Annotated in this window: 23 protein-coding genes; 15 read left to right on the forward strand and 8 right to left on the reverse strand. The window is 73.4% G+C overall.

Annotated elements, in window-relative coordinates; all coding sequences use genetic code 11:
- Positions 1 to 107 precede the first annotated feature (107 nt).
- Positions 108 to 1,769, reverse strand: coding sequence for a COG1470 family protein (locus ACZ4XX_RS38315; protein WP_468512434.1), 1,662 nt, complete (start codon positions 1,767 to 1,769; stop codon positions 108 to 110).
- A gap of 490 nt (positions 1,770 to 2,259) precedes the next feature.
- Here ACZ4XX_RS38315 and ACZ4XX_RS38320 point away from each other — a divergent pair, with 490 nt between their 5' ends.
- The 4 genes from ACZ4XX_RS38320 (at position 2,260) to ACZ4XX_RS38335 (ending at position 4,966) form a co-directional block, all read left to right on the forward strand.
- Positions 2,260 to 3,849: a phage tail sheath subtilisin-like domain-containing protein gene (locus tag ACZ4XX_RS38320; protein WP_468512435.1), complete on the forward strand. Its 1,590-nt coding sequence runs from the start codon at positions 2,260 to 2,262 to the stop codon at positions 3,847 to 3,849.
- Between the two features lie 105 nt (positions 3,850 to 3,954).
- Positions 3,955 to 4,398, forward strand: a complete 444-nt coding sequence (locus tag ACZ4XX_RS38325) for a phage tail protein (protein WP_468512436.1) — start codon at positions 3,955 to 3,957, stop codon at positions 4,396 to 4,398.
- A complete protein-coding gene (locus tag ACZ4XX_RS38330; protein ID WP_468512437.1) occupies positions 4,398 to 4,817 on the forward strand; it encodes a hypothetical protein in 420 nt (139 codons plus the stop codon). Before ACZ4XX_RS38325 ends, ACZ4XX_RS38330 begins: the two co-directional genes overlap by 1 nt.
- Positions 4,814 to 4,966: a DUF6760 family protein gene (locus ACZ4XX_RS38335; RefSeq protein ID WP_167346856.1), complete on the forward strand. Its 153-nt coding sequence runs from the start codon at positions 4,814 to 4,816 to the stop codon at positions 4,964 to 4,966. Before ACZ4XX_RS38330 ends, ACZ4XX_RS38335 begins: the two co-directional genes overlap by 4 nt.
- A 1,241-nt stretch (positions 4,967 to 6,207) precedes the next feature.
- Here the strand turns inward: ACZ4XX_RS38335 and ACZ4XX_RS38340 are convergent.
- A complete protein-coding gene (locus ACZ4XX_RS38340) occupies positions 6,208 to 6,582 on the reverse strand; it encodes a hypothetical protein (protein ID WP_468512438.1) in 375 nt (124 codons plus the stop codon).
- 463 nt (positions 6,583 to 7,045) lie between these two features.
- Between ACZ4XX_RS38340 and ACZ4XX_RS38345 the strand changes: the two genes are divergently transcribed.
- The 9 genes from ACZ4XX_RS38345 to ACZ4XX_RS38385 all read left to right on the forward strand — a co-directional run bounded on the left by ACZ4XX_RS38345 (position 7,046) and on the right by ACZ4XX_RS38385 (position 16,830).
- Positions 7,046 to 7,951 carry a hypothetical protein gene (locus ACZ4XX_RS38345; RefSeq protein ID WP_468512439.1) on the forward strand — a complete coding sequence of 302 codons (906 nt, stop codon included), beginning with the start codon at positions 7,046 to 7,048 and terminating at the stop codon, positions 7,949 to 7,951.
- Positions 7,952 to 8,010: 59 nt separating this feature from the next.
- Positions 8,011 to 8,448 (forward strand): phage tail protein, encoded by a 438-nt coding sequence (locus ACZ4XX_RS38350; protein ID WP_030317091.1) that lies wholly within the window; start codon positions 8,011 to 8,013, stop codon positions 8,446 to 8,448.
- A 1-nt stretch (position 8,449) separates the two neighbouring features.
- A complete protein-coding gene (locus ACZ4XX_RS38355; protein ID WP_468512440.1) occupies positions 8,450 to 9,190 on the forward strand; it encodes a CIS tube protein in 741 nt (246 codons plus the stop codon).
- Positions 9,187 to 11,001: a VgrG-related protein gene (locus ACZ4XX_RS38360; protein WP_468512441.1), complete on the forward strand. Its 1,815-nt coding sequence runs from the start codon at positions 9,187 to 9,189 to the stop codon at positions 10,999 to 11,001. Before ACZ4XX_RS38355 ends, ACZ4XX_RS38360 begins: the two co-directional genes overlap by 4 nt.
- A gap of 70 nt (positions 11,002 to 11,071) precedes the next feature.
- Positions 11,072 to 11,470: a GPW/gp25 family protein gene (locus tag ACZ4XX_RS38365; protein ID WP_468512442.1), complete on the forward strand. Its 399-nt coding sequence runs from the start codon at positions 11,072 to 11,074 to the stop codon at positions 11,468 to 11,470.
- A 10-nt stretch (positions 11,471 to 11,480) separates the two neighbouring features.
- Positions 11,481 to 13,469 (forward strand): putative baseplate assembly protein, encoded by a 1,989-nt coding sequence (locus tag ACZ4XX_RS38370; protein ID WP_468512443.1) that lies wholly within the window; start codon positions 11,481 to 11,483, stop codon positions 13,467 to 13,469.
- On the forward strand, positions 13,466 to 14,059 hold the full coding sequence (locus ACZ4XX_RS38375) for a phage tail protein (RefSeq protein WP_468512444.1): 594 nt from the start codon (positions 13,466 to 13,468) through the stop codon (positions 14,057 to 14,059). The genes ACZ4XX_RS38370 and ACZ4XX_RS38375 overlap by 4 nt, the downstream gene beginning before the upstream one ends.
- Positions 14,060 to 14,064: 5 nt before the next feature.
- Positions 14,065 to 15,324: an NADase-type glycan-binding domain-containing protein gene (locus tag ACZ4XX_RS38380; RefSeq protein ID WP_468512445.1), complete on the forward strand. Its 1,260-nt coding sequence runs from the start codon at positions 14,065 to 14,067 to the stop codon at positions 15,322 to 15,324.
- A gap of 102 nt (positions 15,325 to 15,426) precedes the next feature.
- Complete coding sequence (locus ACZ4XX_RS38385; RefSeq protein WP_468512446.1) at positions 15,427 to 16,830, forward strand: hypothetical protein; 1,404 nt, start codon at positions 15,427 to 15,429, stop codon at positions 16,828 to 16,830.
- A gap of 46 nt (positions 16,831 to 16,876) precedes the next feature.
- Here the strand turns inward: ACZ4XX_RS38385 and ACZ4XX_RS38390 are convergent, their stop codons facing one another.
- The 3 genes from ACZ4XX_RS38390 to ACZ4XX_RS38400 form a co-directional block, all read right to left on the reverse strand.
- On the reverse strand, positions 16,877 to 17,617 hold the full coding sequence (locus ACZ4XX_RS38390; RefSeq protein WP_468512447.1) for a class I SAM-dependent methyltransferase: 741 nt from the start codon (positions 17,615 to 17,617) through the stop codon (positions 16,877 to 16,879).
- A gap of 213 nt (positions 17,618 to 17,830) precedes the next feature.
- The gene (locus ACZ4XX_RS38395) at positions 17,831 to 19,018 is read right to left on the reverse strand and encodes an MFS transporter (protein ID WP_468512448.1); all 1,188 of its coding nucleotides are present in this window, start codon (positions 19,016 to 19,018) and stop codon (positions 17,831 to 17,833) included.
- Positions 19,015 to 19,269 (reverse strand): Chromate resistance protein ChrB, encoded by a 255-nt coding sequence (locus ACZ4XX_RS38400; protein WP_468512449.1) that lies wholly within the window; start codon positions 19,267 to 19,269, stop codon positions 19,015 to 19,017. Before ACZ4XX_RS38400 ends, ACZ4XX_RS38395 begins: the two co-directional genes overlap by 4 nt.
- Before the next feature lie 193 nt (positions 19,270 to 19,462).
- Between ACZ4XX_RS38400 and ACZ4XX_RS38405 the strand changes: the two genes are divergently transcribed.
- Both ACZ4XX_RS38405 and ACZ4XX_RS38410 read left to right on the forward strand, forming a co-directional pair.
- Entirely contained in the window at positions 19,463 to 20,506 is a 1,044-nt protein-coding gene (locus tag ACZ4XX_RS38405) for a phosphotransferase enzyme family protein (protein ID WP_468512450.1), read from the forward strand.
- A complete protein-coding gene (locus tag ACZ4XX_RS38410; protein ID WP_468512451.1) occupies positions 20,490 to 21,242 on the forward strand; it encodes an NUDIX hydrolase in 753 nt (250 codons plus the stop codon). The genes ACZ4XX_RS38405 and ACZ4XX_RS38410 overlap by 17 nt, the downstream gene beginning before the upstream one ends.
- Positions 21,243 to 21,365: 123 nt before the next feature.
- Here the strand turns inward: ACZ4XX_RS38410 and ACZ4XX_RS38415 are convergent, their stop codons facing one another.
- The 3 genes from ACZ4XX_RS38415 to ACZ4XX_RS38425 form a co-directional block, all read right to left on the reverse strand.
- Positions 21,366 to 22,976, reverse strand: a complete 1,611-nt coding sequence (locus ACZ4XX_RS38415) for a glycoside hydrolase family 13 protein (protein WP_468512452.1) — start codon at positions 22,974 to 22,976, stop codon at positions 21,366 to 21,368.
- Between the two features lie 174 nt (positions 22,977 to 23,150).
- Positions 23,151 to 24,026, reverse strand: coding sequence for a carbohydrate ABC transporter permease (locus ACZ4XX_RS38420; RefSeq protein WP_468512453.1), 876 nt, complete (start codon positions 24,024 to 24,026; stop codon positions 23,151 to 23,153).
- Positions 24,027 to 24,042: 16 nt separating this feature from the next.
- Positions 24,043 to 25,008: a carbohydrate ABC transporter permease gene (locus ACZ4XX_RS38425; protein WP_468512454.1), complete on the reverse strand. Its 966-nt coding sequence runs from the start codon at positions 25,006 to 25,008 to the stop codon at positions 24,043 to 24,045.
- Positions 25,009 to 25,162: the final 154 nt, after the last annotated feature.

A 25,162-nucleotide genomic window follows, 5' to 3' on the forward strand; every position in this document is an offset into this window, starting at 1 on the left:
GTGGGGGGTTTTTTTCTCCCTTCTCCTTTCCTCCTTTTCCCCCCCCCCCCCCCCTCCCTTTTTTGGGGGGGGCGGGCGGCCCCCCCCCCCCAGGACCTCGGCCCGGATCACATGACGCTGCCGCCGACCATCTTGCGGATCGTTGCCCAGTCGGCCGTACCGTTCACGGGCAGACCGACGGCCGCCTGGTACTGGCGGATGTGGTCGGCGACGCTGCTGTTGTACCGGGCGGTCGTCTGCTTGTCCGAGCGCAGGTAGTCGATGCCGGCCTGGGCGTACCAGCGCGCCTTCTCGAGGTCCTTGGTGTCGGACTCGCGGTTGTAGGCCCACCAGAAGGCCGCCATCAGCTGGGTGGTCTGCATGGTGTTGGCGCCGCTCTTCACCGAGTCCGGCGTGATGCGCTGGGCCCACAGGGAGGTGAGGGTCGCCCGGCCCAGCTCGCCCTCGTTGTCCGTGTCGAAGATGGCGGCGGAGTTCCTGCCGTTCTTGAGCCCGTCGTTGACGACGGCGTGCTGGTAGCAGGCGAGGGAGGCACGGGTGCGGGCGTCGATCACGCCCGGGGTCCAACCCGGCTTGAGCGTGCAGGCGTTGCTCGACCCCAGGCTCGCGAGGCGCTCCTGGGCGAACTCGACGACGAGGTCCTTCGGGTAGCCGAGGCGCCACGGCGGAACGGTGACCTGCTGCGCCGGCGGGGGCGGGGGCTTCTGCTCCCCGCCACCGTCACCGCCGCCGTCACCGGGGTCCTGACCGCCCTCGGTCGGGTCGGCACCGCCGCCGCCACCGTCGCCACCCCCGGGTGCGCCGCCCTCCGTGGGTCCGCTGCCGCCGCCCAGGTCGTCACCCGTCCCGTCGTCCCCGCCGCCCGGCCCCCCGTCCGTCAGGGGCGGCAAGGAGCCGGGCGGCTTCTCGCCCGGGGTGGGTCCTCCGGTCCCGCCGGGCGGAGGCGGCGCGTCGGGGAGCTTGTCGCCGGTGCCCTGCGGCGCGGGCCGGGGGGCGTTGGTCGCCCGGAGGTCCTTCGCCGCGCTGACGACCTTCGGAGAGAAGTTGAACCAGAGCACGACGAACGCGATCACGGCCGTCAGCAGGAGTCCGCCGGCGACGACGAGCCAGTTCCCGAAGACGGGGCGCTGGTCGAAGGTGGCGTCGAGGTCGAGGGCGGTGTCGTCGCCGGCCCGTCGGACGGCCACGGTGAACCGGTGCGACTCCTCGGCGCCGGTCCATCGCACGGCCTGCGGCCGCACCACGAGCTCACCGAAGGCGGCGCGGCCGGGGGCGATCTGCACGGCGTTCGGCCGTACGTCGAAGGTGAGCCGGTTCGCGTCGTCACGCGCCACGAGGGACGCGGTCAGCGGGGTGTTGCCGAGGTTGTCCACGGCGATACGGGCCCGCCCGCGGAAGCGGCCGAGCAGGGCGGGCGGCAGCAGTTCGGCACGCGTCTCGGTGAAGGGCGTGATGGTCAGCCGGCCCTCCACGACGTCGCGGGCGCCGGAGTTCTCCCGGGGGTCGACACGGATGCCGTACGCGAGGGGCCCGGCCTCCACGTCCGAGGAGCGGGGCGGGGCGAAGGAGATCTCGGCGGCCCCCTCGCTGCCCGGATAGAGACGGAGCACGTCCGGCTCGATCCGGGACCAGCCCGAGGGTTTGCCGACGAGCGAGAGGCGGTATTCCTCGACGGTGTCGCCGGTGTTCCGCACCCGCAGTCGGGCGCCGGCCCGTGCTCCGGGCTCGACGGTCACCTCGGCCGGGTCCAGAGAGGTCCACATGGTCATGGGCGAACGTTAAGGGCCGGGGTGGGGTGTCCGGCTGCCCGAAAGTCCCTGCTCGGGGGCAGTGTGAGGTGCCCCGGCAGCCCGTCGGCCACGGTGGGGGTGCCATGGCGGCCGGGACCGGGGGTCCCGGGCGTACGAGCCCCGGCCCTGCGGCCGTACGAACCACGAGGTCGGGCCGTGCCGGTGCCCGGTCCCACCCGGAGGGGCCGCGGGGCCCGGCCGCACGCACCGGGGGCCGGACGTCGGGTGTCCGATGTCCGCGAGGGCAGGCGGAGCTGCCCTCGCGAGCGCCCCTTCTCCCCTGCTCGGGGCTGCGCGGTTCGGCGAGAGTCGGAGGCGTACGACCGCTGTCCACGGCCGAGGGGAGGGCGAGCGGGATGAGGTCGACGCACCGCAGCACGCCGGACGCGGGCGACCGCACGCCCCACGCTGTGACACCGCAGAGCCACCGCATTCCGCAGAACCACGCCCTCCGAGGAGAACACGCACCATGCCCACGTACCTGTCCCCCGGCGTCTACGTCGAGGAAGTCGCCAGCGGCTCCCGGCCCATCGAGGGCCTCGGGACCTCTGTCGCCGCGTTCGTCGGGCTCGCGCCCGCCGGGCCGCTCAACGAGCCCGTGCTCGTCACCAACTGGTCCCAGTACGTGGCGTCGTTCGGTGACTTCACGGACGGGTACTACCTCGCCCACTCCGTGTACGGGTTCTTCAACAACGGCGGCACCGCTGCGTACGTCGTACGTGTCGGCGGTGGCGACGCGCAGGGCGCCACGCGAGCCGTAGGCTCGGCCGCGGCATCGGCCGCCGCCGCGCCGCAGCTCGTCGCCGGTGAGGCCGTCGCGCTCGGCACCTTCAAGGTCGCCGCGATCACCGCCGGCTCCGAGGCCGGCGGGGCGCTCACCGTCGAGGTGCAGGACGTCGAGGGCGAGGCCGAGCGCTTCAAGCTGGTCGTCAAGGACGGCGAGAAGGTCGTCGAGAGCTTCGACGCCTCCGCCAAGAAGAGCGCCCGCAACTACGTGGTCGCGCAGGTCAAGCAGCGCTCCAAGACGATCGTCCTGGAGGAGGCCGCGGCCGCCGCCCAGCTCGTCAGGCCCGACGCGCAGTCCGTGACCCTCGCCCCGCCCGCGCGGATGCCGGTGCACGTCGACGCGGGCGCCGACGTCGCCGCCGCCCTGGAGTCCGGGCAGTTCATCGGCGACTCCGCCGACCGCACCGGCTTCGGCGGCCTGGAGGCGTACGACGAGATCAACATGGTCGCCGTGCCCGACCTGATGGCCGCCTACCAGCAGGGGCTCATCGACCTGGAGCAGGTCAAGGCCGTCCAGATCGGTCTCATCGCGCACTGCGAGCTGATGGGCGACCGGATGGCGATCCTCGACCCGCCGCCCTCCCTGAACGCCCGCGACATCCGCAAGTGGCGCCAGGAGATCGCCGGTTACGACTCGCCGTACGCGGCCCTCTACTACCCGTGGATCAAGGCCTTCGACCCGGCGAGCGGCCAGACCCGGGTGGTTCCGCCGTCCGGCCACATGGCCGGCGTCTGGGCGCGCAACGACGCCGAGCGCGGTGTCCACAAGGCCCCGGCCAACGAGATCGTGCGCGGCGCGGTCGACCTGGAGCTGCAGATCACGCGCGGTGAGCAGGACCTGCTCAACCCGATCGGCGTGAACTGCATCCGCGCCTTCCCGGGCCGTGGCATCCGGGTGTGGGGAGCGCGGACGCTGGCCTCCGACCCGGCATGGCGCTACCTCAACGTCCGCCGCTACTTCAACTACCTGGAGGAGTCGATCCTCGTCGGGACGCAGTGGGTCGTCTTCGAGCCCAACGACCCGTCGCTGTGGGCCCGTATCCGCCGCAACATCTCGGCGTTCCTCGTCAACGAGTGGCGCCAGGGCGCGCTGTTCGGCCAGCGCGCCGAGGATGCCTTCTACGTGAAGTGCGACGCGGAGACCAACCCGCCGGAGTCGGTCGACCTCGGCCGGGTGGTCTGCGAGATCGGCATCGCCCCGGTGAAGCCCGCCGAGTTCGTGGTCTTCCGGCTCGCGCAGATCCAGGGCGGCGGGGGCGAGCTGGAGGAGTAGTCCTCCGCTCCTCGACCTCCGTCCCGCTCATCGCCCCGCCCTTCCGGCTCCGGGTCCGTGCGCCTTCCGGGCCCGGATCCGCCCCTCGAACAGGAGTGAACCCCCATGTCCCTCGACACCGGTGACGCCCTCACCACCCACAATTTCGGCCTGCAGATCGACGGCGTCATGGTCGAGACCCTGCAGGAGATCAGCGGCCTCTCGATGGAGCAGGACGTCATCGAGTTCCAGCAGGTCTCGGCGGACGGCAAGCCGATCATCAAGAAGCTCCCCGGCGTGAAGAAGGCCGGTGAGTGCACGGTGACCCGTGGCGCCACCCAGTCCGCCGCGTTCACCGAGTGGATCACGTCCTCCATCGCCGGCGACATGGGCGCGGCCCGCAAGGACGCGTCCATCATCTTCCTGGACTACCAGCTCAGCGAGGTCAAGCGGTACAACCTGCGCAACGCCTGGTGCACCAAGGTGGAGTTGAGCGCGACGAAGGCCGGCGACGCAGCCGCCCTCACCGAGCAGGTCACCATCACCTTCGAAGAGCTGACGCTCGGCTGATGCGACGCGAGGGATCGGCGGGCACGCAGCAGGGCCGCCCACAGGAGCCGCTTCGCACGGAGTTCGAGTTCGAGCTGCCGCGCGGGTTCGTCGACGAGGCGGGCACCGTGCACCGCAGCGGGGCGATGCGACTTGCCACGGCCCGGGACGAGCTGCTCCCGCTGCGCGACATCCGGGTCCGCGAGAACCCGGCCTACCTGTCCGTGGTGCTGCTCGGCCGGGTCATCACCCGGCTCGGCACGCTCCCGTCGGTCCACGACGGGACGGTGGAGAACATGTTCGCCTCCGACCTGGCGTTCCTCCAGGACTTCTACCGGCAGATCAACGCGGAGGGCCACACACGGGCCGCGGTGGCGTGCCCGCACTGCGAGGAGTCCTTCGAGGTCGAGCTGGCCGGGAGCCGCCTGGGGGAATCGTGACGTACGCGGCCGACCGGATCGAGGAGGAGACCGCGTACCTCGCCTTCCACTTCCACTGGGGCATGGACGACATCCTCGATCTGGAGCACGCGGACCGACGGAGGTACGTGGCCCAGGTGGCGTCGCTGGTGGAGCGGTCACAGGCATGACGGCAGGACAGGGAAGGGAGGTTGGAGGGGACTGTGGGAATGCTCGGGAAGTGGCGGTCGGCGCGGACGCGGAACGCGTCGCGGGGCGCGGAGACCGGTGTACGCGAGGAGAGCTCGGCGTCCGTCGCGCCGACGGCGGCGTCCGGGGACGCGTGGCGGGCGTTGCCGCCCGTGCAGCGGGTACTGGGCGCGGGTCCGCGGACCGTCGCGGAGTACGGCTTCTCCGCGTCGCTCGCGACCCACTGGAACCCCTCCTTCCAGAGCGACCTGGGCCACGGCGCGGTACCGGACGCACCGGGCGGCGTCATGCTCGACGCGGTGCGGGCGGTGCCTCTGCCCGTGGAGCGGCAGTCGGCAGGTCCCTCCGAGGGGTCGGAGCTGCCGGGGCTGCGGTTGCCGGTGGCGGGTGCGGGGAGTGCGGCGGGGCCGGAGACGGCTCCGGCTCCGGCTCCGGCCGTACAGCGCGTACCCGCGACGCCGTCGACCGCTCGACCCGCGCCGACGCCTCGCCCCGTACGGGAGGAGGCCGCGGCCGCTCCGGTACGGGGTGGCGGCGCGGTGCGCAAGACCGGGAAGGCAGGCGCTGCGGCTGGTACGGCCTCGGCCACGGCGGCTGGTGGGGCCACGGCGTCAGGCGCGGCCTCGGGTACGGCCGCGGGCGCGCCCCGCTCAGCGCCTCCCGTCGTCCAGCGTGCCGCCGTGGCCACCGGTGGGACGGCCCACCCGCCGGCTCCGCCGTCCGCGCCCGAGGTCGGAGCGGCCGGGATCGCTCCACCGTCCGGCGGTCCCACGCGGCCGGGTCCGGTACGGCCCGCGCCCGTTCGGCGCTCGCCGCTGGTCTCCGCACGACCCGTGCAGCCGCTACGGCATCTGGCTCCGGCCGGTGCCACCCGTCCCGTGGACGCCGTCGCGCCCGGCACGCCGTCGGGCGTGCGGACACCGACCCCCGCCCGCACGCCTACGAGCGGGACGCGTCCGACGGATGCGCCCGACACCGCCGCACCGGAGCCCTCGGCTGCCGGTCGGCCCCAGAACGTCCCGGGTCCCGCATCCCCCGGCGGGCCCGGGACTCCCGGCCTTGCGCCCGGCACTCCGGTGCAGCGCCGCCCTCCCGTACGCCGCTCGCGGCGCGCACCGGGCGCCGACTGGAACACCACGGCGTCGACGCCGCCGGTGGCCCCGCAGGCACCGGCCGCCCCGGCGGCTCCGGCTGCCCCGGCGCCTCAGGCGGTGCCGGCGCCTCAGGCGAGCCCTGTGACGCGGCAGGAGTCGGCGCCTGCGCCCGCCGGTCCTGTGGCGCAGGGATTCAAGGACGGACCCACCGCTCCGGCGCGCTCCGCGCCTCCGGTCGACACGGTGGCCCGTGCCGTCGCCCGTTCCTCTTCGCCCGCAACCGCCGCGATGCCGTCGACGCCGTCGGCGCCGGAAGGCCCGACGCCTCCGGTGACCCGCACGATCGCCAGGTCCGCCTCCCCCGCAGGCCCCGTGACGCCGTCGGCCTCAGTGGCCCCGCCGTCCGTCACGTCCCCGCCGTCCGTCACGTCCGTTCCCACGACGGGCACGGCCGCGCCGGAACGTCCTGCGAGGGCGGCCTCCCCGGCTGCCCCGAATGTCACTGCGGCCCCGCGTGTCACTGTGCCCCCGGTTCAGCCCACACCCGTACGGCCCACCTCCCCGAAGTCGTCGGCCGGCCCGACTGCTCCGGCGCCCCTGGTCGCACCGACGCCCGCCACCACCCCCGTAACCCCGGCCACCGCGGCCACCCCGCCGACCTCCCCGGCCCGGCCCGGGCTCGGCGCCCCCGTTCAGCGCGCCGCCGCCGACGCGTCGGCGGCGCGTGCGAACCCCGCGCCGCGAAGGTCTCCGATCGGTGCGCCGATCACGCGTGCGTCCGTGACACCGCCGACGCCTGCGGCGCCGACCAAGGCCTCACCCGCCTCCGGCGTCCCCGTCGCACCCGCCCCTCGGCCCATCGGACCGGTCGGGCCGGTCGGGCCGGTCGGGCCGCCCACGCCCCCTCGGGTCGCGGCCCCCGCCCCGGCAGCGGCCGAGTCCACGGCTCCCGTGCAACGGTCGGCCGTGCACCAGGACCATGCACCGGCCGCCCCCACCAAGCCCGTCGCCCACGCACCCACCGTGCCGCCGACCGCCGCCCCGGCGCTGCCGACGCCTCCCCCTGTCCAGCGCGCCACGGACGCACCGCGACCTCAGCCCCCTGCAGCCTCCCCCGTGCCCACGGTGCCCACCGGCCCGCGCCGCACCCCCGTTCCTCCGCAGCCGCCCGTCGTCACCGTGACCGACCTCCCCCGCGCCACCGCGCCCCAGGTGCAGCGGCGTGCCGTCCGTCCGCTCGCCACCGCCAGGCCGATCACCCCGAGCCTGCCGAGCGGCGTACGCGCCGTCTCCAGCCCCCCGGCTCCCCCCGCCGCGCCCGGCCCTCAGCAGCCCACACCCGCGCCCGCACTCGTCGTTCCCCTCTTCACGCCGACCGCCGCCCCCGTCCCGATCGTTCAGCGCACCCCCGCCGCTCCGCCCCGCAGCGGTGGCCCGGTCGCCTCCCAGGGTTCCCCCCGTCCGGTCGTCCCCCTCGCCCGGCCGTCCGCCACGCGGCCCGTCGCCCGGCCGGTGGTCCAGCGTCACAGCGCAACCGGGGCGACCTCTGCGACGACGCCCGCGCCCACGCCGGCCGTCCCCGTGGTGACTCCCACCCCGCTCCAGCGGACCTCGGCCGCCCCGGCCCCGGCTCCCGCCGCGCACGCGCCGCGCGCCGCCACCACGGTCACCCGGACCGCCTCGGCCCCGCCCTCGTCCTCGCCCTCTCCCTCCGTGCAGCGCACCGCCGCCCCGGGCACCGCCGACCCCGAATCACCCACCCAACTGGACGAGTTGGCCCGCCGTCTCGTCACGCCGCTCTCGCGGCTCCTGCGCGCCGAGCTCCGTGCCGACCGCGAGCGCGTGGGCCGCCTGCGCGACCACGGCCGCTGACCGTCACCCTCCTCGCCCCCACCCACCACAGACCACGCCGATCCGAGAGACCCGCCACCATGCCCCAGCAGCCGGACCCCGCATCCACCGTCTTCTTCAAGCTCACCATCGACGGCGAGGACCTCGGCGTGTTCAACAGCTGTGACGGTCTCTCCTCCGAGGTCGAGGTGGAGCAGCGCCGGGAGGGAGGCAACAACGGCTTCGTCTGGCAGCTGCCCACCCGGGTCACGTTCTCCACCATCCGCCTCACCCGCCCTCTCACTCCCGAGACGGCGAACGTCGCCGCCTGGATCTCGTCGCTCGCCACCGGGATCACCCGTCCGACCGCGCAGATCGCGGCGCTGCGGGCCGACGGGTCGATCGTGGCGCAGTGGGGTCTGGTCGAGGTGCTGCCGGTGCGGTGGACGGGGCCGACCCTCGACCCGGCGAGTCCGGCCGTCGCGACGGAGACCCTGGAGATCGCGCACCACGGGTTCACCGACGCGGGAGGCGCCTGAGATGGCACCGTTCTTCGGCGGGCTGACGGCCAGCGGCCTCTCCCGCGCCTCGCTCGCCATCCACCAGCCGCCAACCGATCTGTCGAGCTCGTACGGCGGCCGGCTCGGTGAGGTGAAGTTCGAGTTCAATCCGGATCAGCTGCAACTGAGCCGTTCCGCCCACTGGTTCACCGAGCAGGCCGTCGCGTACGACCGGGGCGCACCGCCCAAGTTCACCGGCAGCGAGCCGGCCAGGCTCCAGCTGGAGGTCTTCCTCGACCGCTCGGGCGACCCGTCGTCGAACGACGTGCAGCAGCAGGTGGAGCTCCTGCTGTCCTGTTGCGAGGTGACGGGGCAGAGCATCGCCGCGAAGGCGCCCTCGCCTCCGTGGGTGCGGTTCTCCTGGGGCTCGTTCTCGACGGTGCAGTTCGTCGCGTACGTGACCTCCGTGTCGGCGACGTACACCCTCTTCAGCCCCAGCGGGATCCCGATCCGCGCGACGTGTTCGCTCTCCCTCACCGAGATCTCCAGCGCGACCAAGAAGCAGAACCCGACGTCCGGCGCGCTCTCGGCCCGCCGGGTGCACCGCACGGTCGCCGGTGACTCCCTCGCCTCCCTCGCCTGGCGCGAGTACGGCGACGCGACCCGCTGGCGGGTCATCGCGGAGGCGAACCGCATCGACGACCCGATGCGGCTGCGCCCCGGCACCGAACTGCTGCTCCCGTCCACCACCGAAACGCCGGAGACCGAGGGCACCTCATGAGCGAGAAGACCTTCACCACCGTCCTCCACGTGCAGCTCGACGGCACGCCGCTGCCGGACCCGCTCGCGGTCCGCCTCACCGAGGGCTGGGTGGACGCGAGCGTCAACGTCCCGTCCGCGTTCCAGCTGACGTTCGGCGACAAGGACGGCACCCTCACCACGAAGTTCCCGTTCCTCAAGGTCGGAGCGATGGCGGTGCTGTCCCCGTTCACCGACGGCAGGCTCGGTGAACCCATGCTCACCGGGGAGGTCACGGCCGTCGAGGTGGACGCGGCGCCCGGTCACGGCCGGTACCTGATCGTGCGCGGTTACGATCCCGGCCACCGTCTGCTGCGCAGTCGGCGCGTCGAGGGCTATCCGAACATGACGGCCTCCGACATCGTCCGGAAGCTCGCCGGGCTCAACCGGATCCCGCTCGGCAAGGTCGACGCGACGCCGACGGTGTACGAGCTGGCCACCCAGCCCAACATCACCGACTGGGACTTCCTCTCCCGGCTCGCGCGCGAGAACGACGTCCGGCTGTCGCTCGACACGGCGGGCCGGCTCGTGTTCGCCGCGCTGCCCCCGGCCTCGTCGGCGCCCGCCGACACCACGCCGGCGGCGGTCAGCCCGTACGTCCTGGACTTCGGGAGCAACACGCTGCAGAGCCGGGTGTCCGTGACCGCCGCCGGGCAGGTCGGGAAGGTCGACGTGCGGGGCTGGGATCCCCGTACCAAGCAGGCGCTGTCCTCGCCGACGCCCGCCGTCGCGAGCAGGGAGATCGTCTCGGACATCACCCCGGCGCAGCTCTCCGCGCCGTTCGGCCCGGCCGAACTGGCCGCGACGGACACGCCGTTCACCACGCAGTCGGAGGTGACGCAGGCGGCGACGGCGCTCGCCGACGACGTCACGGGGTCGTTCGCGGAGCTGGAGGTCGCCGTCACCGGCAATCCGGCGCTGAAGCCGGGGCAGCCGGTGGCCGTGAAGGGCGCCGGCTTCCCCTTCGAGGGGCGGTACACCGCGACCGGCGTACGTCATGTCTTCGCTTCCGGACGGCAGTTCGCCACGTGGCTGACGGTGTCCGGCCGGCAGTTCCGTTCGCTGTACGGGACGGCTTCCGGCGGCGGGGAGGCGGCGCCGCCGATGCCCGGTGTCGCGGTCGCGCTGGTCACGAACACCAAGGACCCGCTGTCGCTCGGCCGGGTCAGACTGCGTTTCCCGTGGCTGTCGGCGACATACGAGAGCGGCTGGTGCCGGGTCGCCCAGCTCGGCGGACGCGGGGGCGGCGGCCTGATGCTCCCCGAGGTGGACGACGAGGTGCTGTGCGCCTTCGACCGGGGTTCCCTCGAGCACCCCTACGTCCTCGCCGGGCTGTACAACGGCGTCGACAAGCACACCCCGGCGACCGACCGGGTGCCGCCCGTCGATCCGACCAGCGGGCGCGTCCAGTGGCGCGCCCTGACCTCCCGTACCGGTCACACGGTGGAGCTGCGCGAGGAGGGCGGCCGGACGCGCGCCTCGCACGGCATCCGGCTGCGCACCGCGAAAGGAGGCCTGAGCGTCGAGCTGAACGAGGCCCGCACCACCCTGACGATCGACAGCGACGGCACCGTCACGATCTCGGGGGCGCGCGGGATCACGGTCGAGTCGGGGATGGATCTGACGCTCTCCGCCAAGGGGCGGATCAAGCTCGACGCCGGGCTCGGCGTGGACATCAAGGCAGGGGCGAAGTTCAAGGTCTCGGCGTTGACGCAGGCCGTCGTCAACGCGCCGGCCTTCGTCACCTCGACCGTGCCGATGCCCAATCCCGTCGTGGCGAACCTGCCCTTCTGATGGCCGCCCCCGCCCCCGCCACCCCCGCCCCCGCCGCCCCGCCGCCCGGAATCCAGAGGAGGACCTTCCCTTGAGTGAGCACTTCGTCGGAGCCGGCTGGGCCTTCCCGCTGCGAACCGGCCCGAGCGGGTCCATCGCGCTCGTCCGGCGCGACCGGGAGATCGAGGAGTCGATGCGGCTCGTCCTCGCCACCGCGCCGGGCGAGCGTCCGATGCGCCCCGAGTTCGGTTGCGCCGTACACGAGTTGGTGTTCGCACCGGTCAACGACTCGACGATGGGCCGGGTCCGGTACGAGGTGATGTCCTCGCTCGACCGCTGGGAGCCGCGCATCGACGTGGAGGAGGTCACGGTCGCCCCAGCCCCCGGGGAGCCGACCACCCTCTTCATCGACATCCGCTACCGGGTGCGCGGCGCGAACAACCCGCGCAACCTCGTCTTCCCCTTCTACGTCATCCCCTCCGAGGACTGAAAGAGCCGCCATGGCCCTGCCCGCACCCCATCTCGACGACCGTCGCTTCCAGCAGTTCGTCGACGACGCCAAGCGCTACATCCAGCAGGCGTGCCCCGAGTGGACCGACCACAACGTCTCGGACCCGGGCGTCACCCTGGTCGAGGCGGTCGCGCACATGGCGGACCAGCTCGTCTACCGCCTCAACCGGGTCCCGGAGAAGAACCACCTGGCCTTCCTCGACCTGCTGGGGGTGACGCTGTTCCCGCCCGCGGCCGCGCGCGCCGACATCACCTTCCGGCTCTCGGCGCCGCAGCCGGAGCCCGTCGTGCTGCCCACGGGTACGGAGGTGTCCACCGGGCGTACGGAGACGGAGGAGGCCGTCGTCTTCGCGACGGCCGCCGATCTGACCGTCGTGCCCTGCTCGTTGACGCACATCCTGCGCCAGGAGGCGGGGGGCGCACCCGAGGACCGCTCGCAGGATCTCCTCGGCGGTGAGGACGTGGCCGCCTTCTCCCCCCTGCCGCGCGTCGGCGATCTGCTGCTGCTCGGTCTCTCGGCGGCGGTCCCGGACTGTGTGCTCGTCCTCGATCTGGACAGCCGGGTGGACGGAGTCGGTGTGGATCCGCGGAGGCCGCCGCTGGTGTGGGAGGCGTGGACCGGGGCCGAGGGCTGGGTCGTGTGCGAGGTCGACGAGGACAACACGGGTGGGCTCAACCGTCCGGGCGAGGTGGTGCTGCACGTGCCGTCCGGGCACGCGGTGTCGCGCCTCGGTGGGCACGAGGCGGGCTGGGTGCGCTGTCGGGTCGTCGAGGCCGCCGCGGGTCTGCCGTCGTACAGCGAGTCGCCGACGGTACGGGCGGCGGAGGCGTTCACCATCGGCGGGACGGTCCGCGCGGCGCACGCCGAGGCCGTGCGGGACGAGCAGCTCGGCGCATCCGAGGGCGTGCCGGCGCAGCGGCTGCGGCTGGCGCACGCGCCGGTCGTGGACCGGCCTCCGCTGCTGCTCCAGGTCGCCGAGCGGGCGGACAGGGGCGTCGACGAGGAGGACCCCGAGGCCGGCTGGCAGGAGTGGACCGTCGTCCGCGACTTCGCCTCCTCACGTCCCGGTGACCGGCACTTCACCCTCGACGCGACCACGGGCGAGATCGCCTTCGGACCGTGCGTGCGCCAACCGGACGGCTCCCTGCGGCAGTTCGGTGCCGTGCCGCCGAAGGGTGCGGCGATCCGGGCGGTCCGGTACGGCACCGGCGGCGGCCGGGCGGGGAACGTGGCCCGCTCCACGATCACCGTTCTGCGCAGCTCCATCCCGTACATCGCGCGCGTGGAGAACCGCGAGGCGGCGCGTGGCGGGGTGGACGGGGAGACCGTCGAGGAGGCCAAGTCCCGCGCGCCGATCAGCCTCCGCGCGCAGGAACGGGCCGTCACCGCCCGGGACTACGAGGAGCTGGCGCGCAGGGCGGCGCCCGAGGCGGCGCGGATCTCCTGCCTGGCGGCGGACGCCGCGGAGGCGGGCGACAACGCGGTCCGGGTCCTGGTCGTGCCGCAGGCCGTGCCGGACCGGGGCGGCCGGCTGCGGTTCGAGCAGCTCGTGCCGGGCGAGGAGCTGCTGTCCCGGGTGACGGGCTTCCTGGACGAGCGGCGTCCGCTGGGCACGCGGCTGGCCGTCGGGCCGCCGTTCTACCAGGGCGTGACGGTGGTGGCGACGCTGCACTCCTTCCGCGCGGCCGAGGCGGAGCGCGTACGGGCGGAGGCGCTGGACGCGCTGTACGCGTACCTGGATCCGCTGACGGGCGGGGCGCACGGTGAGGGGTGGCCGTTCGGGCGCCCGCTGCGGGCCGGTGAGGTCTTCGCGGCGCTCCAGCGGGTGCCGGGCGTGGAGCTGGTGGACGAGGTCCTGCTGCATCCGGCCGATCCGCTGACCGGCCGCAGGGGCGACACGACCGACCGGATCGAGCTGGCGCCGTCCGCGCTGCTCTTCCCGTTCGACCACCGCGTCCGTGTGATCGAGGCGCGGTGAGCGGGTCGGCGCGGGGTACGGTTCCGGGCCTCGCGACCCCGTACCCGCTGGGCGCGTCGCTGCCCGCCGTGTACGCGGAGGACGATTTCGGGCAGCGGTTCGTGTCCGGCCTGGACGTCGTCCTCGCTCCGCTCTTCAACGTCCTCGACTCCCTGGAGGCGTACTTCTCGCCGGCGCTCGCCCCCGCCGACTTCGTGGACTACCTCGCGACCTGGGTCGGCGCGGAGCTGGACGGCGACGAGCCGCTCCCGCTCCGCCGCCACGCGGTCGCCTCTGCCGTGGCACTGCACCGGGTGCGCGGGACCCGGCAGGGGCTCGCGGCGGCGGTCCGGCTCGCCTTCGGCGTGCCCCCGGAGATCACCGAGAGCGGGGGCGCCGGCTGGTCGTCCGCGCCGCTCGGACCGTTCCCGGGGGCGCCGGTCGCCGGACTGCACGTGGTTCTCCGGGTCGCCGACCCTGCCTCCGTGGATCCTCACCGGCTGCGCGCGGTCGTGGCGGCGGCCCGTCCCGCGCATCTGCCGTTCACGGTCTCGGTGACGCACTCCCCGCCGCCCGCGGCGACCTCTTCCCGTACATCCGAAGGAGCTTGACCCTGATGAGTGACGCGCCCCAGTCCCGTCCCTGCCCGGACTGCGCGAGCCCGGTGCGTGCGGCGGACCAGTCCTTCTGTGACAGTTGCGGGGCGTTCCTGCGCTGGGACAGCCCGGCCGGCGCGGCGGGCACGGAAGGCCCGTCCCCCGCCGCGCCCGCCGCGTCGGCTTCGGATTCCGCGGGGACGGTCCGGGAGGAGCCGGAAGCCGTGCCGTCGGACGAGGCGCCGCGGGCCGCCGCGGAGGGGCCGGCGGGTTCCCCGGCCGACGCGGCGGACCGCCGGACCTCAGCGGGTCCCGAGGAGGTGACCGCCCCACTGCCCGCCGTGGCCCCCACGTCGGAGACGCCCGCGTCCGCACCCGAATCCGCGTCAGCGCCCGTCCCCGCGCCCGTACCGGAGGCAGGGTCGGCGTCCGACGGCCCGTCGGACACGCTCGTACGGTCCCTCCTCGTCCCGGTCCCCGGGAACCGTCCCGTGGAACCGGCCGTCGCGGCGCCGGTGCTCCCCGCGCGTCCGGAGGCCGCCCGGCCGACGGTCCGGGCCGCCGAGGCGTCCGTCCCCGTGCCGGGCGGCACGCCGTGCCCGGCCTGCTCGCTCGCCAACATCCCGGGCCGTCACTTCTGCCGCTTCTGCGCGACGCCCATGGTCCCCGAGCAGCTGTCGACGGCCGAGGGCCCGTACGCGGGACGGCGTCCCGGGCTGACCCGGGACCGGAGCCGCTGGATCGTCCGCGCCCTGATCGCGGCGGGGGTCGTCACCGTGGTGGTCGGCGGCATCGTCGGCGGTCCGCCGGCCGTCCGCGCGGTCCAGGACCACTTCGCCAAGCGGGTCCCGGTCCACCCGGTGGCCTGGGCGGCCTCCCACTCCGCGCCGACGCAGCAGGCGAAGCTGGCGGGCGACGGGTACTCCAACACCTGGTGGGGCACGGGGTACGCGGGCGACTCGGCGGGACAGTACATGGAGGCCCGGTTCGCCGAGCCGACCGATCTGCTGAGCCTCCTGATCACCCCCGGCAGCTCGAAGAACACCACGCAGGCCGACGGCCAGGCGACCCCGCGCACCTTCGACCTGGTGGTCAAGGACTCCGCCGGCGAGACGCACATCTCCCAGCACCGCATCGACGACGGCGGGACCCAGCGGGTCGACGTGCGGGTACGGGACGCACTCACGGTGCAGTTGGTGCTGCGCACGGCGTGGCGGGCCGACCCCGCGAAGCAGGTGGCCGTCGCGGAGCTGGAGTTCTTCGGCAGGTCCGTGTCCTGACCGCGTACGCGCCGCGAAGGCCGGGAAACAGGGTGGGCCCCCTTCTCAGACACGGGACCGGGAAGAACGATGTTCCCCGGGTACCTGACTGAAGGAGGGGCCATGCGCACCTACACGGGCGTGCTCGTCGGCAATCTGATCCTCGCCGCGTTCGCCGGTCTGGCCGGGCCGGTGTTCCTCGTCGTGGGGTACGTCGCCCGGACCGAGGGCGCCGCCTGGTTCTGGGTGGCCGGCGCCCTGGGCATCGGGGCGGTGGGAACGGCCATGATCCCCTTCTCGGCCGTCCGGAGCGCGCGGCAGGAGTTTCCCCGGATCACACGGCGGAGCCGCGTGCGGGACGCCGGCCCCGCGTACGGGGACGACACCACGGTGGTGTGGGCGCCCCGCTCCCCAGGGGGCGCGGTGGGCGCGCGCCTGGTAAGGGCGGATGTCATCGAGGCGACGTTCGTGCGGTACAGCCCCGAAGGGGGCGCGACGTTCACGACGTACGGCGGCGATCACGATCCGGCGGAGTTCAAGGCGACGGTCGGACTGCGGCTACGGGTCCACGACGACGAGGAGCCCGGCCGGGGTTCCGGGGGACGCGAGGTCACCGAGGAGGTCCGGGTGCCTTCCCTCTGCCTCTCGGCGATCACGGCGGGGCGGCTGGCCGTCCTCGTCGATCCCCCGGACTCGCCGACGCCGGGGAAGGTCACGGTGCTCTGGCCGCGCAGCCTCCTCCTGGCGGGGACGCGCACCTGCCGGGTGATCGACCTCGACGGCCGCATGACCGACGTGACCCGCTACGCCCGCCGGCAGCTGGAGCAGATGCGGATCTCGCTGTCGGTCGGCGGTGTCGTGATGGACGGCGACCTCATCGACCTCCGGCGCCTCGACGCGGCGACGGCGGCCCGGTACGCGGCCGTGGCCCGCGAGGTCATCGAGCAGCGGGCGCCGGTGGCCGAGCCGGGTGAGGAGGCCCGTCGGCTCGCGGAGTTCCTGCCGGGGGACGAGGGGGCGTTCGGCTCCGTCCCCCGCCGCTGGTCGCGCCGGGGCGGGCACCTGGTGCGGGCCCGGTTCCTGTCGCTGCGCGGTCGGACCACCTTCCAGGACCACGGTCCGGTCCTGGACACGCTGCTCCGCGTCCGCCCGGCCGACGGCTCCCCCGCGTACGACGTGGTCCGGCGTCTCACGGTCCCGATGAACTATCTGGCGGTCCTGCACCACACGAGGGACGTCGTTCTCCGGGTCAGCCCCGACGGCAGGTCCCAGGTGGTCGACTGGGCCCGCACGAACCTTCTCGCCGGGGTGACGACGGCCCAGGTCATCGCACCGGACGGGCTCGGCATCCCGCTGCCGAGACGCTCTGAGGCCCTCTGGCCCCTGATGAACCTGCTCGTCGCCCACGGCATCTCGAACCCGACGCCGGTCCTCGACCTCCGCGAGCCCCGGATGCACGCCGTGTCGGACACGGTGATGGACGTGATCCGGGGTGCGGAGGTGAGGGTGGACGAGGCCCGGCTCTAGGTCCGCTCGGGCGAGGGGATTCCTTCACGCCTCGGCACGGCGGCACTCACGGCTTGCAGGTCACCCAGAGCAGTTCCGCCGGCCAGCGGTGTGCCCAGTCGGGTGGGTCGGTTTCGTTGTAGCCGTTGAGCGTTCCGAGTTCGGGCCGTGGCTCGATGAGGTCGTCGATGACGAGTCCCGCGCCACGCAGGACCTTGACCCAGCCGCCGTAGGTGAGCTGATAGCTGGTCGCGCCGTCGCCTTCGGCGATGGTGTCCAGCCCGAAGTAGTCCTTCTGCAGCGTCGTGGTCACGCGGCCGGCGGACTCGTCGTAGCACGCTTCGAACCATGGGCTCGCGACGTTGAACACCAGGCGCCCGCCCGGGCGCAGGACGCGTGCGGCCTGCGGGACGGCGAGGTGCGGGGGCGCCCAACTGAGCCCGCCGAAGTCGCAGAACACCAGGTCGAAGCTGTCGGCGGCGAAGGGGAGCTGTTCGGCGCTGCCTTGCACCAGCGGGTAGCGGGCCGCTCCCCTCGCGCTCGCCGCCGCGGCGAGTTGAGCCTCGGACAGGTCGAAGCCGACCACGGCGGCACCCTCGGCGGCGAGTGCCCTGGACCACTGGCCGGCACCGCAGCCGAGTTCGAGGACGCGCTTGCCGGTGACGTCGCCCAGGGCGCGCAGGTGCGCGTCGGGGATGGAGTACATGCCCCACAGCCGGGGTGCGGCGCCGATGCGTGGGTCGTGATCGTGCTGGTAGGTGCTGCTGATCCGGTTCCAGAGCCGCCGGTTGGCGGGGATGCTGTCCACCTGCCGACTCCAGCACTGCCTGCCGGGGCCGGTCAACACGAGGGCCTGTCGTCACACTCCCGTCGTCGCCCGAAGGGCGGCCCCGCGGCGTCAGGTGCGTGCTCTCGGCGTGCCGGGTTCAAGCCCTCGTACTGGACGTACTCGGGCTTGTGCCCGGTGCGGCGAGAGCGCGTGCATGGCGTCGCGGGGCAGACGGGAGTGTGACGACAGGGCCTAGGCGGGCGGCCACACGTTCTGGGAAGCCCGTCGGCGCAGCGCGAGGAGCGGGCCGATCGCCAGCAGCAGGGCGAGGGTCGCGAAACCGAACGTGAGGGTCGTGGCGGTCGCGACGGCGGCGACGAGCAGGGGGCCGCCGGCGTCGCCGAGTTCCCGGCCCAGTTCGGCCGAACCCATGGTCTGCCCCAGCCGCTCCTCCGGTGTGCTCGCCGCGAGGGCGGCGAAGCCGAGCGGCGTGATCAGGCCGGTGCCCGCGCCGATGAGCGTCGCCCCGGTGAGTACGCCGAGGAGGCCCGGCAGCATGGCGCAGGCGAGTCCGGCGGCGGTGATGAGGAGTCCGGCCGTCAGACCGGTACGGGTGGTCAGGCGCCCCTCGTCCAGCGCGCGCCCGGCCTTGGGCTGGACGACCGCGGCGGTGAGGGCGAGGAGGGAGACGGCGGCGCCGGTGGCCACGGTGCCGAGGCCGGCCGCCCGGCCGGAGACCGGGAGGAAGCCGACGCCGACCGACAGGGCCGCCGTCGCGCCGGCGAGGGCGGCGGTGGGTGCCAGGAACGTAAGGGAGGTCAGACGGCGGGCCAGGTCGAGCACGGTCTGCCGGGCCTTGGGGAGCGGTGGCACGGCGGGCACGGCGACGGCCGCCCACACCGCGACGGCCGCGGCGAGCACCGCCATGACCGTGAAGAGGAGGCGCAGTCCGCCGGCCCAGACGAGGATGCCGCCGAGGAGCGGGCCGAGGGTGTAGCCGATGGACTTGTGGAAGCCGTAACTGCCGAAGGCCCGCCCGTGCTTGGCGGCCGGATTGAGCCGGGCGACGAGCGCGGAGGCCGAGGGCGAGAAGGCGGAGGCGGCGGCTCCCTGACCCAGACGGGCGGCCCACAGCCAGCCGGGGCTGTCGGCGATCGCGTACACGGCGGAGGCCGCGGCGAACGCCACCAGGCCGCCGAGGAGCACGGGGCGCGCGCCGATCCGGTCGGCGAGGGTGCCGAAGAGCGGTTTGAGGAGGACCTCGGCTCCGTCGTACAGGGCGAGGAGCCCGCCGAGTATCAGGAGCGAGGTGACGGCGTCCTCCGAGAAGCCGCCGAGGCTCGCGGCGATGCCGTGGGCGCCGAAGGCGGTCGTGAAGCCCGCCGCGTACAGGGGCCACATCGTGGTCCGCGGAGCGGCCACCGGGTTCTGCGTGGTCATGCTTCGTCCTCCTCCTCGCATGTGTCGCGGTCCGCGAGGAACCCCGTCCAGTCCCCGGACCGCGCCGCGGTGAACATCGCCTCGAACCGGGCGGCGTCCTCGTGAGAGCGCCCCGGCGCCGTGAGTGTGACGGCCTGGCCCTCGGCGCGCTCGGTGAGTTCCACGGCTCGCCGTGTTCCGGCGGCGATGACCGGTACGTCCGGGACGGCCCAGATCCCCTGGCCGAGCGAGAGCGCGCCGATCTTGCGCAACTCGCGCCAGACCGCGACCCGGTGTCGTGTCGGCTCTGCAGGGAATCCTGATCACGAGGACCAGCCGCCGCACCCCTGCGTCCTGCTCCGTCACGACGTGGAATGTAGCAAGCGTCACACCGGAGAGCGTGTCGGGTGTCCCAGGTCACCCGCGTGACCGGGTTATGACGCTCCTTCGCGGGAAGGCTCGGTCGTGACCATCGGCTCCCGTGTGCTCCTCGACCGTGTGACGCTCCTGCTCGCGGGCGGGTTCGGCATCGTTCCGGCCTCGCTCACCGAAGGGCCGGCGGGTACGGCGACCCGCAACTTCGTGGCGGAGACGGATACCGGCGAGCGCTGGTTCGTGAAGACGTACCCGACTGGTACGGATCTCACCCGGGCCGAGGCCGCTGCCCGGCTCAGCGAGTACGCGCGGCTCTGCGGCGTGCCCGTGGCGCGGGCCCGTCCCGTCGTCGACCAGGAGCGTCTGGTCGCCTCGTACCAGGGGACGGCCCTCTCCGTGACGGCGTACGTCGCCGGAGCGGTCACGGCCGACGGACGGCTCACGGGCCGGAGATGGGAGGTGGTCGGCGCGGCGATCGGGCGTCTGCACCGGGGCCTGGCCCGCCATCCCCTCGGGCGGCCCGCGCTCGGCCCGAGGGACCGGTCCTTCGATCCGGGGCGCGCCCGCGCACGGCTCACGGACCTGGTGCGCCGGTACGAGGCGGAGCCGCCGCGCACCGGTTTCGAGCGGTGGGCGGCCGGAGTCGCTCGGGATCGGCTGGCCGCGCTGCCACTCGTGGAACGGCTCCTGGACCGGGCGCCGTCGGAGACGACCTCGCAGATCGTGCACGGAGACCTGTCGGGGCCGAACGTGCTGCTGCGCGGTGACCGCGTCGCCGCCGTGATCGACTTCCACCCGCCCGGCCGGCGCGACGCGATGTGGGAACTGGGTCGCCTCGCGCTCGACCCCCGCACCGTGCTGACCCACGCGGACTGGCCGGAAGGCCTCGCGCGGCTCGTCGCCGCCTACCACGAACTGCATCCGACGCCGTCGGTGGAGGAGCTGGTGCGTGTGGTCCGGCTGACGGCGGCCTACCTCGGGTGCACGGTCTACCCCTTGAACACCGTCGTCGACGGCCTGGGACCGGTCACGCCGTCCCTGGAGGAGTACGCCCGGAGCCGTGTCCGGGCGGCGGTCGAACTGCGCGAGCGGCTCGACGAGGCGGAGGAGGTGCTCCGTGACCACCTCAGGTAGCGACCACCGCGGGGCGCGGCCCGTGGAGTTCCTGGACGTTCGCCGGATCGGCTTCGTCGAGCACCCTCCGCCCGCTCTGACGCCGTGGGAGCAGGGAGAGGTGGACCGGCTGTGGGCAGGCACGAAGGCCCGTAGTCCCACCACGTTCGACGGCCCCCTGGTCGCGAGCCTCTGGGTGGATCTCCCGGCGTCCGGCGTGCTGGTGGCGCACTGGGCACGGCTCTCGTACCGGTACAGGGCACTGCGGCTCCTCAGGCCCGCGGGAGACGTGCCGGGGTCGGTCTGCGTCACGGTGCTGCTGCCCACCGAGCGGGGGCTCGTGATCGGCCGCGGGGCTCCCGCCACGGACGCGCCCGGCCGCTGGACGCTGCCGGGCGGCTCGGTGGAGCCTCCTGCCGACGGTCGGCCGCTGGACGCGGAGGCCCTGCGGCGGGACGCCGCGCGTGAGCTCGCCGAGGAGCTCGGGGTCCGGATCGCCGACGAGGAGTTGGGGTTGTTCGCGGTCACCCGTGGGCGCCGGTTCGGCAGCCTCGGTTTCCATTTCCTCGCCCCGTCCGTCACCTGCGCCCTCGTGCTCGGTCGGCATGCCGGGCTCGTGGCCTCGGAGACCGGGCACGACGCCGGGCCCGAGCTGGACGAGGTCGCCTTCGTGTCCTCGCCCGCCGCGGCGGACCGCCTCGGTCCGGGCTCGGACTATCTGCCCCAGCTCCTCCGCCGGTACGGCGACGCGGTCTGAGCCCGCACCTGGCGGCGGTCGGCGCCGGGCGTTCGCGTACGGAACGGCCGGGGGTGCTGCCGGACGCGGCGCGCCCGGTGCCGGGACCGGCACCGGGCGCGTTCAGTGGCCGTACGAGAGACGTCAGGTCCGCAGCCAGACCGCCGTGTCCGCGGGCAGCCGGCCGTCGGTGTCCAGGGGACCGCTCGCCAGGAGCAGTTCCTCGTGCGCCGGGAGTTCGGCCGGGGTCGCGGAGAGGTTGACCAGGCACCGCAGACCCTCGCCGCGGGCGAAGGCGAGCACTCCTTCGGCCGCGGGCAGCCAGGTCAGGGGACCGTCACCGAAGCCCTCGCCGGAGCCGCGCAGCCGCAGTGCCTCGCGGTACAGCGCCAGCATCGACTCCCCGTCCGCCTGCTGCCGGTCCACCGCGTAGTCGTCCCAGTTACGGGGCTGGGGCAGCCACGGCTCGGAGCCGGCGTCGGAGCCGAACCCGTACCAGGGCGCTCCGGCGGTCCACGGCAGCGGTACGCGGCAGCCGTCGCGGCCGGGGTCGGTGCCCCCGGACCGGGCGTGCATGGGGTCCTCGATCCGGTCCAGCGGAACCTCCGCCTCGGGCAGGCCCAGCTCCTCGCCCTGGTACACGTACACCGATCCGGGGAGTGCCAGGGTCAGCAGGGCCGCCGCGCGGGCCCGTCGGGTTCCGAGGGCGAGGTCCGTGGGTGTGCCGAAGGTCTTGGTGGCGAAGTCGAAGCCGGTGTCGGTGCGTCCGTAGCGGGTGACCGTGCGGGTGACGTCGTGGTTGCAGAGGACCCAGGTCGCGGGGGCGCCGACGGGGGCGTGTTCGGCGAGGGTGTCGTCGATGGTGCGGCGCAGCCGGTCCGCCTCCCAGGGGCAGGAGAGGAAGTTGAAGTTGAACGCGGTGTGGAGTTCGTCGGGGCGGAGGTAGCGGGCGAAGCGCTCGGAGTCCGGGAGCCAGACCTCGCCGACGAAGACGGCGCCGTACTCGTCGGCTATCGCGCGCCACGACCGGTAGATGTCGTGGAGTTCGTCCTGGTCGATGTACGGGTGGGGGTCGACGCCCTCGACGAAGTCGGCGAGGGCCGGGTGCTTGGCGAGCAGCGCGGCGGAGTCGATCCGTACGCCGGCGACCCCTCGTTCGAACCAGAAGCGGAGGACGTCCTCGTGTTCGCGGCGGACGGCCGGGTGGGCCCAGTTGAGGTCGGGCTGTTCGGGGGTGAAGAGGTGGAGGTACCACTCGCCGTCGTCGACCCGGGTCCAGGTCGGTCCGGAGAACTGGGAGGGCCAGGTGTTGGGCGGGATCTCGCCGTGCTCGCCGTGGCCGGGCCGGAAGTGGAAGAGCTCGCGCTCCGGGCTGCCGGGGCCGGCCGCGAGGGCGGCGCGGAACCAGGCGTGCTGGTCGGAGACGTGGTTGGGGACGATGTCGACGATCACCCGGATGCCGAGTTCGCGGGCCTCGGCGATGAGCTTCTCGGCCTCGGCGAGGGTGCCGAAGGCGGGGTCGATGGTGCGGTAGTCGGCGACGTCGTAGCCGCCGTCGACCAGGGGCGAGAGGTACCAGGGAGTGAACCAGACGGCGTCGACGCCGAGTTCGGCGAGGTAGGGCAGTCTCGCCCGGACGCCCGCGAGGTCCCCGGTGCCGTCGCCGTCGCCGTCGGCGAAACTGCGCGGATACACCTGGTAGATGACGGCGTCGCGCCACCAGTCGTCGGTGCGATGCGAGTGAGGGGCTGCCACGTGACGGTCCTTTCGGGCAGGTCGGGGTTCTTCGTCGCCGGCCCGGTTGCTGCGGGGCATGGAAGGCGGGCCGGCGACGAAGGCATGGGGTGGTGCGGCGGCCGCGGGGCGCGGTTGGCCGAGCGGGCGGGAGGGCGGGGTGGCGCCGGTGGCCGCGGTGGCGCGGACGGCCGGTCAGCCCTTGAGGCCGCCCGCCGTGAGGCCGCTCATGATGTTGCGCTGGAAGACCAGGAAGATGAGCAGGGTCGGCACGGACGCGATGGTGAGCGCGGCGATCAGGACATTGACCGGGACGCCGTTGGAGAGGGAGTAGATGCCGACGTTGAGGGTCTGGCCGGACGGGTCGGGCAGGGTGAGCATCGGCCAGAGGAAGTCCTTCCAGACCCCCACGACGGCGAAGATCGAGACGACTCCGAGGATCGGCCGTGAGATGGGCAGCACGATCGACCACAGGATCCGCATCGGGGACGCTCCGTCGATGGACGCGGCGTCCAGGAGCTCCTTGGGGATCGAGTCGAAGAAGCGCTTGAGGAGGAAGATGTTGAACGCGTTGGTCACCGAGGGCAGCCAGATCACCCAGGGCGAGTTCAGCAGGTTGCGCTCGAAGATCGGCAGGTCCAGGACGGTCAGGTACTGGGGTACGACGAGGACGGTCGCCGGGATCATCAGGGTGACGAGCATCATGCCGAGCACGGCCTTGCCGAAGATCGGCCGGAGCTTGGAGAGGGAGTAGGCGGCGGCCACGTCCAGGACGAGCTGGAAGGCGAGCGCGCCGAACGCGTAGTAGAGGGTGTTGAAGAGGAGCGTGGAGAGGTCCATGACCTCCCAGGCGCGTGAGTAGTTCTCCGGTGCGAAGGTGTGCGGCACCAGGGTCGGCGGGGTCTGGATGACCTCCTGGGTGTCCTTGAAGCCGCTGGACACCATCCAGTAGAGGGGGCCGAGGAACGCCAGGGTGAAGCCACCGACGACCACGGCGAAGACCACCCGGTAGAGGGCCTTGCCCCGGGGTCGGGCGAGCTGCGCCGGCGAGATGAGTGTGCGTGTGGACATGCTGGTCTCCCCGGTCCTACTCGTCCTCGGCGCGGCTGAGCTTCACGTACGCCGCCGAGAATCCGGCGAGGAGTACGAGGAGGAGCAGGCCGAGCGCCGCCGCGGCACCGTAGTTGTTGAAGTTGAAGGCGTATTGGTAGATGAGGTAGACGACGGTCGTGGTCGACCCCTCGGGGCCCGCGCCGCCGGTGAGCAGGAACGGTTCGACGAAGACCTGCATGGTGGCGATGATCTGCATGAGCAGCATCAGGGAGAGGATCAGGCGCGTCTGCGGGATGGTGACGTGCCAGATCTTGCGGAACAGCCCGGCACCGTCGAGCTCGGCCGCCTCGTACAGCTCGCCGGGGATGCTCTGGAGCGCGGCGAGGTAGATCAGGGCCGCGCCGCCCATGTTCATCCAGGTGGAGGCGATGACGACGGAGAGCATGGAGAGGTCGGGGTCCTGGAGCCATTGCTGCTCGGGGAGGTGGAGGAAGCGGAAGAGCTCGTTGAGGAGGCCGTAGCCGGGGTCGTACAGGTACTTGAAGAGGAGTACCGAGGCGACCGGCGGGAGCATCACGGGCAGGTAGACGAGCAGGCGCAGATAGCCCTGGCCGTGGTGGAACTCGTTGATGACGAGGGCGACGACGAAGGGGACCACGAAGCCGAAGACGAGCGCGAGCACGGTGAACAGGAGCGTGTTGCGCCAGGCCTGCCAGAAGGCGGGGTCGTTGACGACGGTGACGAGGTTGTCGAAGCCGACCCAGGTCGACTGTCCGCTCTCGGTCTTCTGGAAGGCCAGGAGGAACTCCCTGACCATCGGGTACCAGGAGAAGAAGGCGAAGCAGAGCACGGCGCCGATGAGGAAGCCGTGGGCGGTGAGGTTGCGCCGCAGGCTCTTCGCGAAGCGGGCTCGGCCACCGGGGGGTACGGGTCCCGCCGCGGCCGGCGGGGAGTGGCGGGCGCTGCCCGTCGTGCTCGGGGTCAGGCTGGGGGCCGACATCGTCGCTCCTTGGTACTGGTCTGCCGGGGTGGTCCTGGGAGGGGTCTGGGGCCGGTGGGGGGGGGTGGGCGGTTCGCCCCCCCCGGGGCCCCTTACCTGGTGGGGAGGAACGGGTTGAACTGTGTCTCGGGGGTGGCGAGGAAGGTGTCGCCGT

It is taken from the genome of Streptomyces sp. NPDC029956 (genome assembly GCF_055574655.1).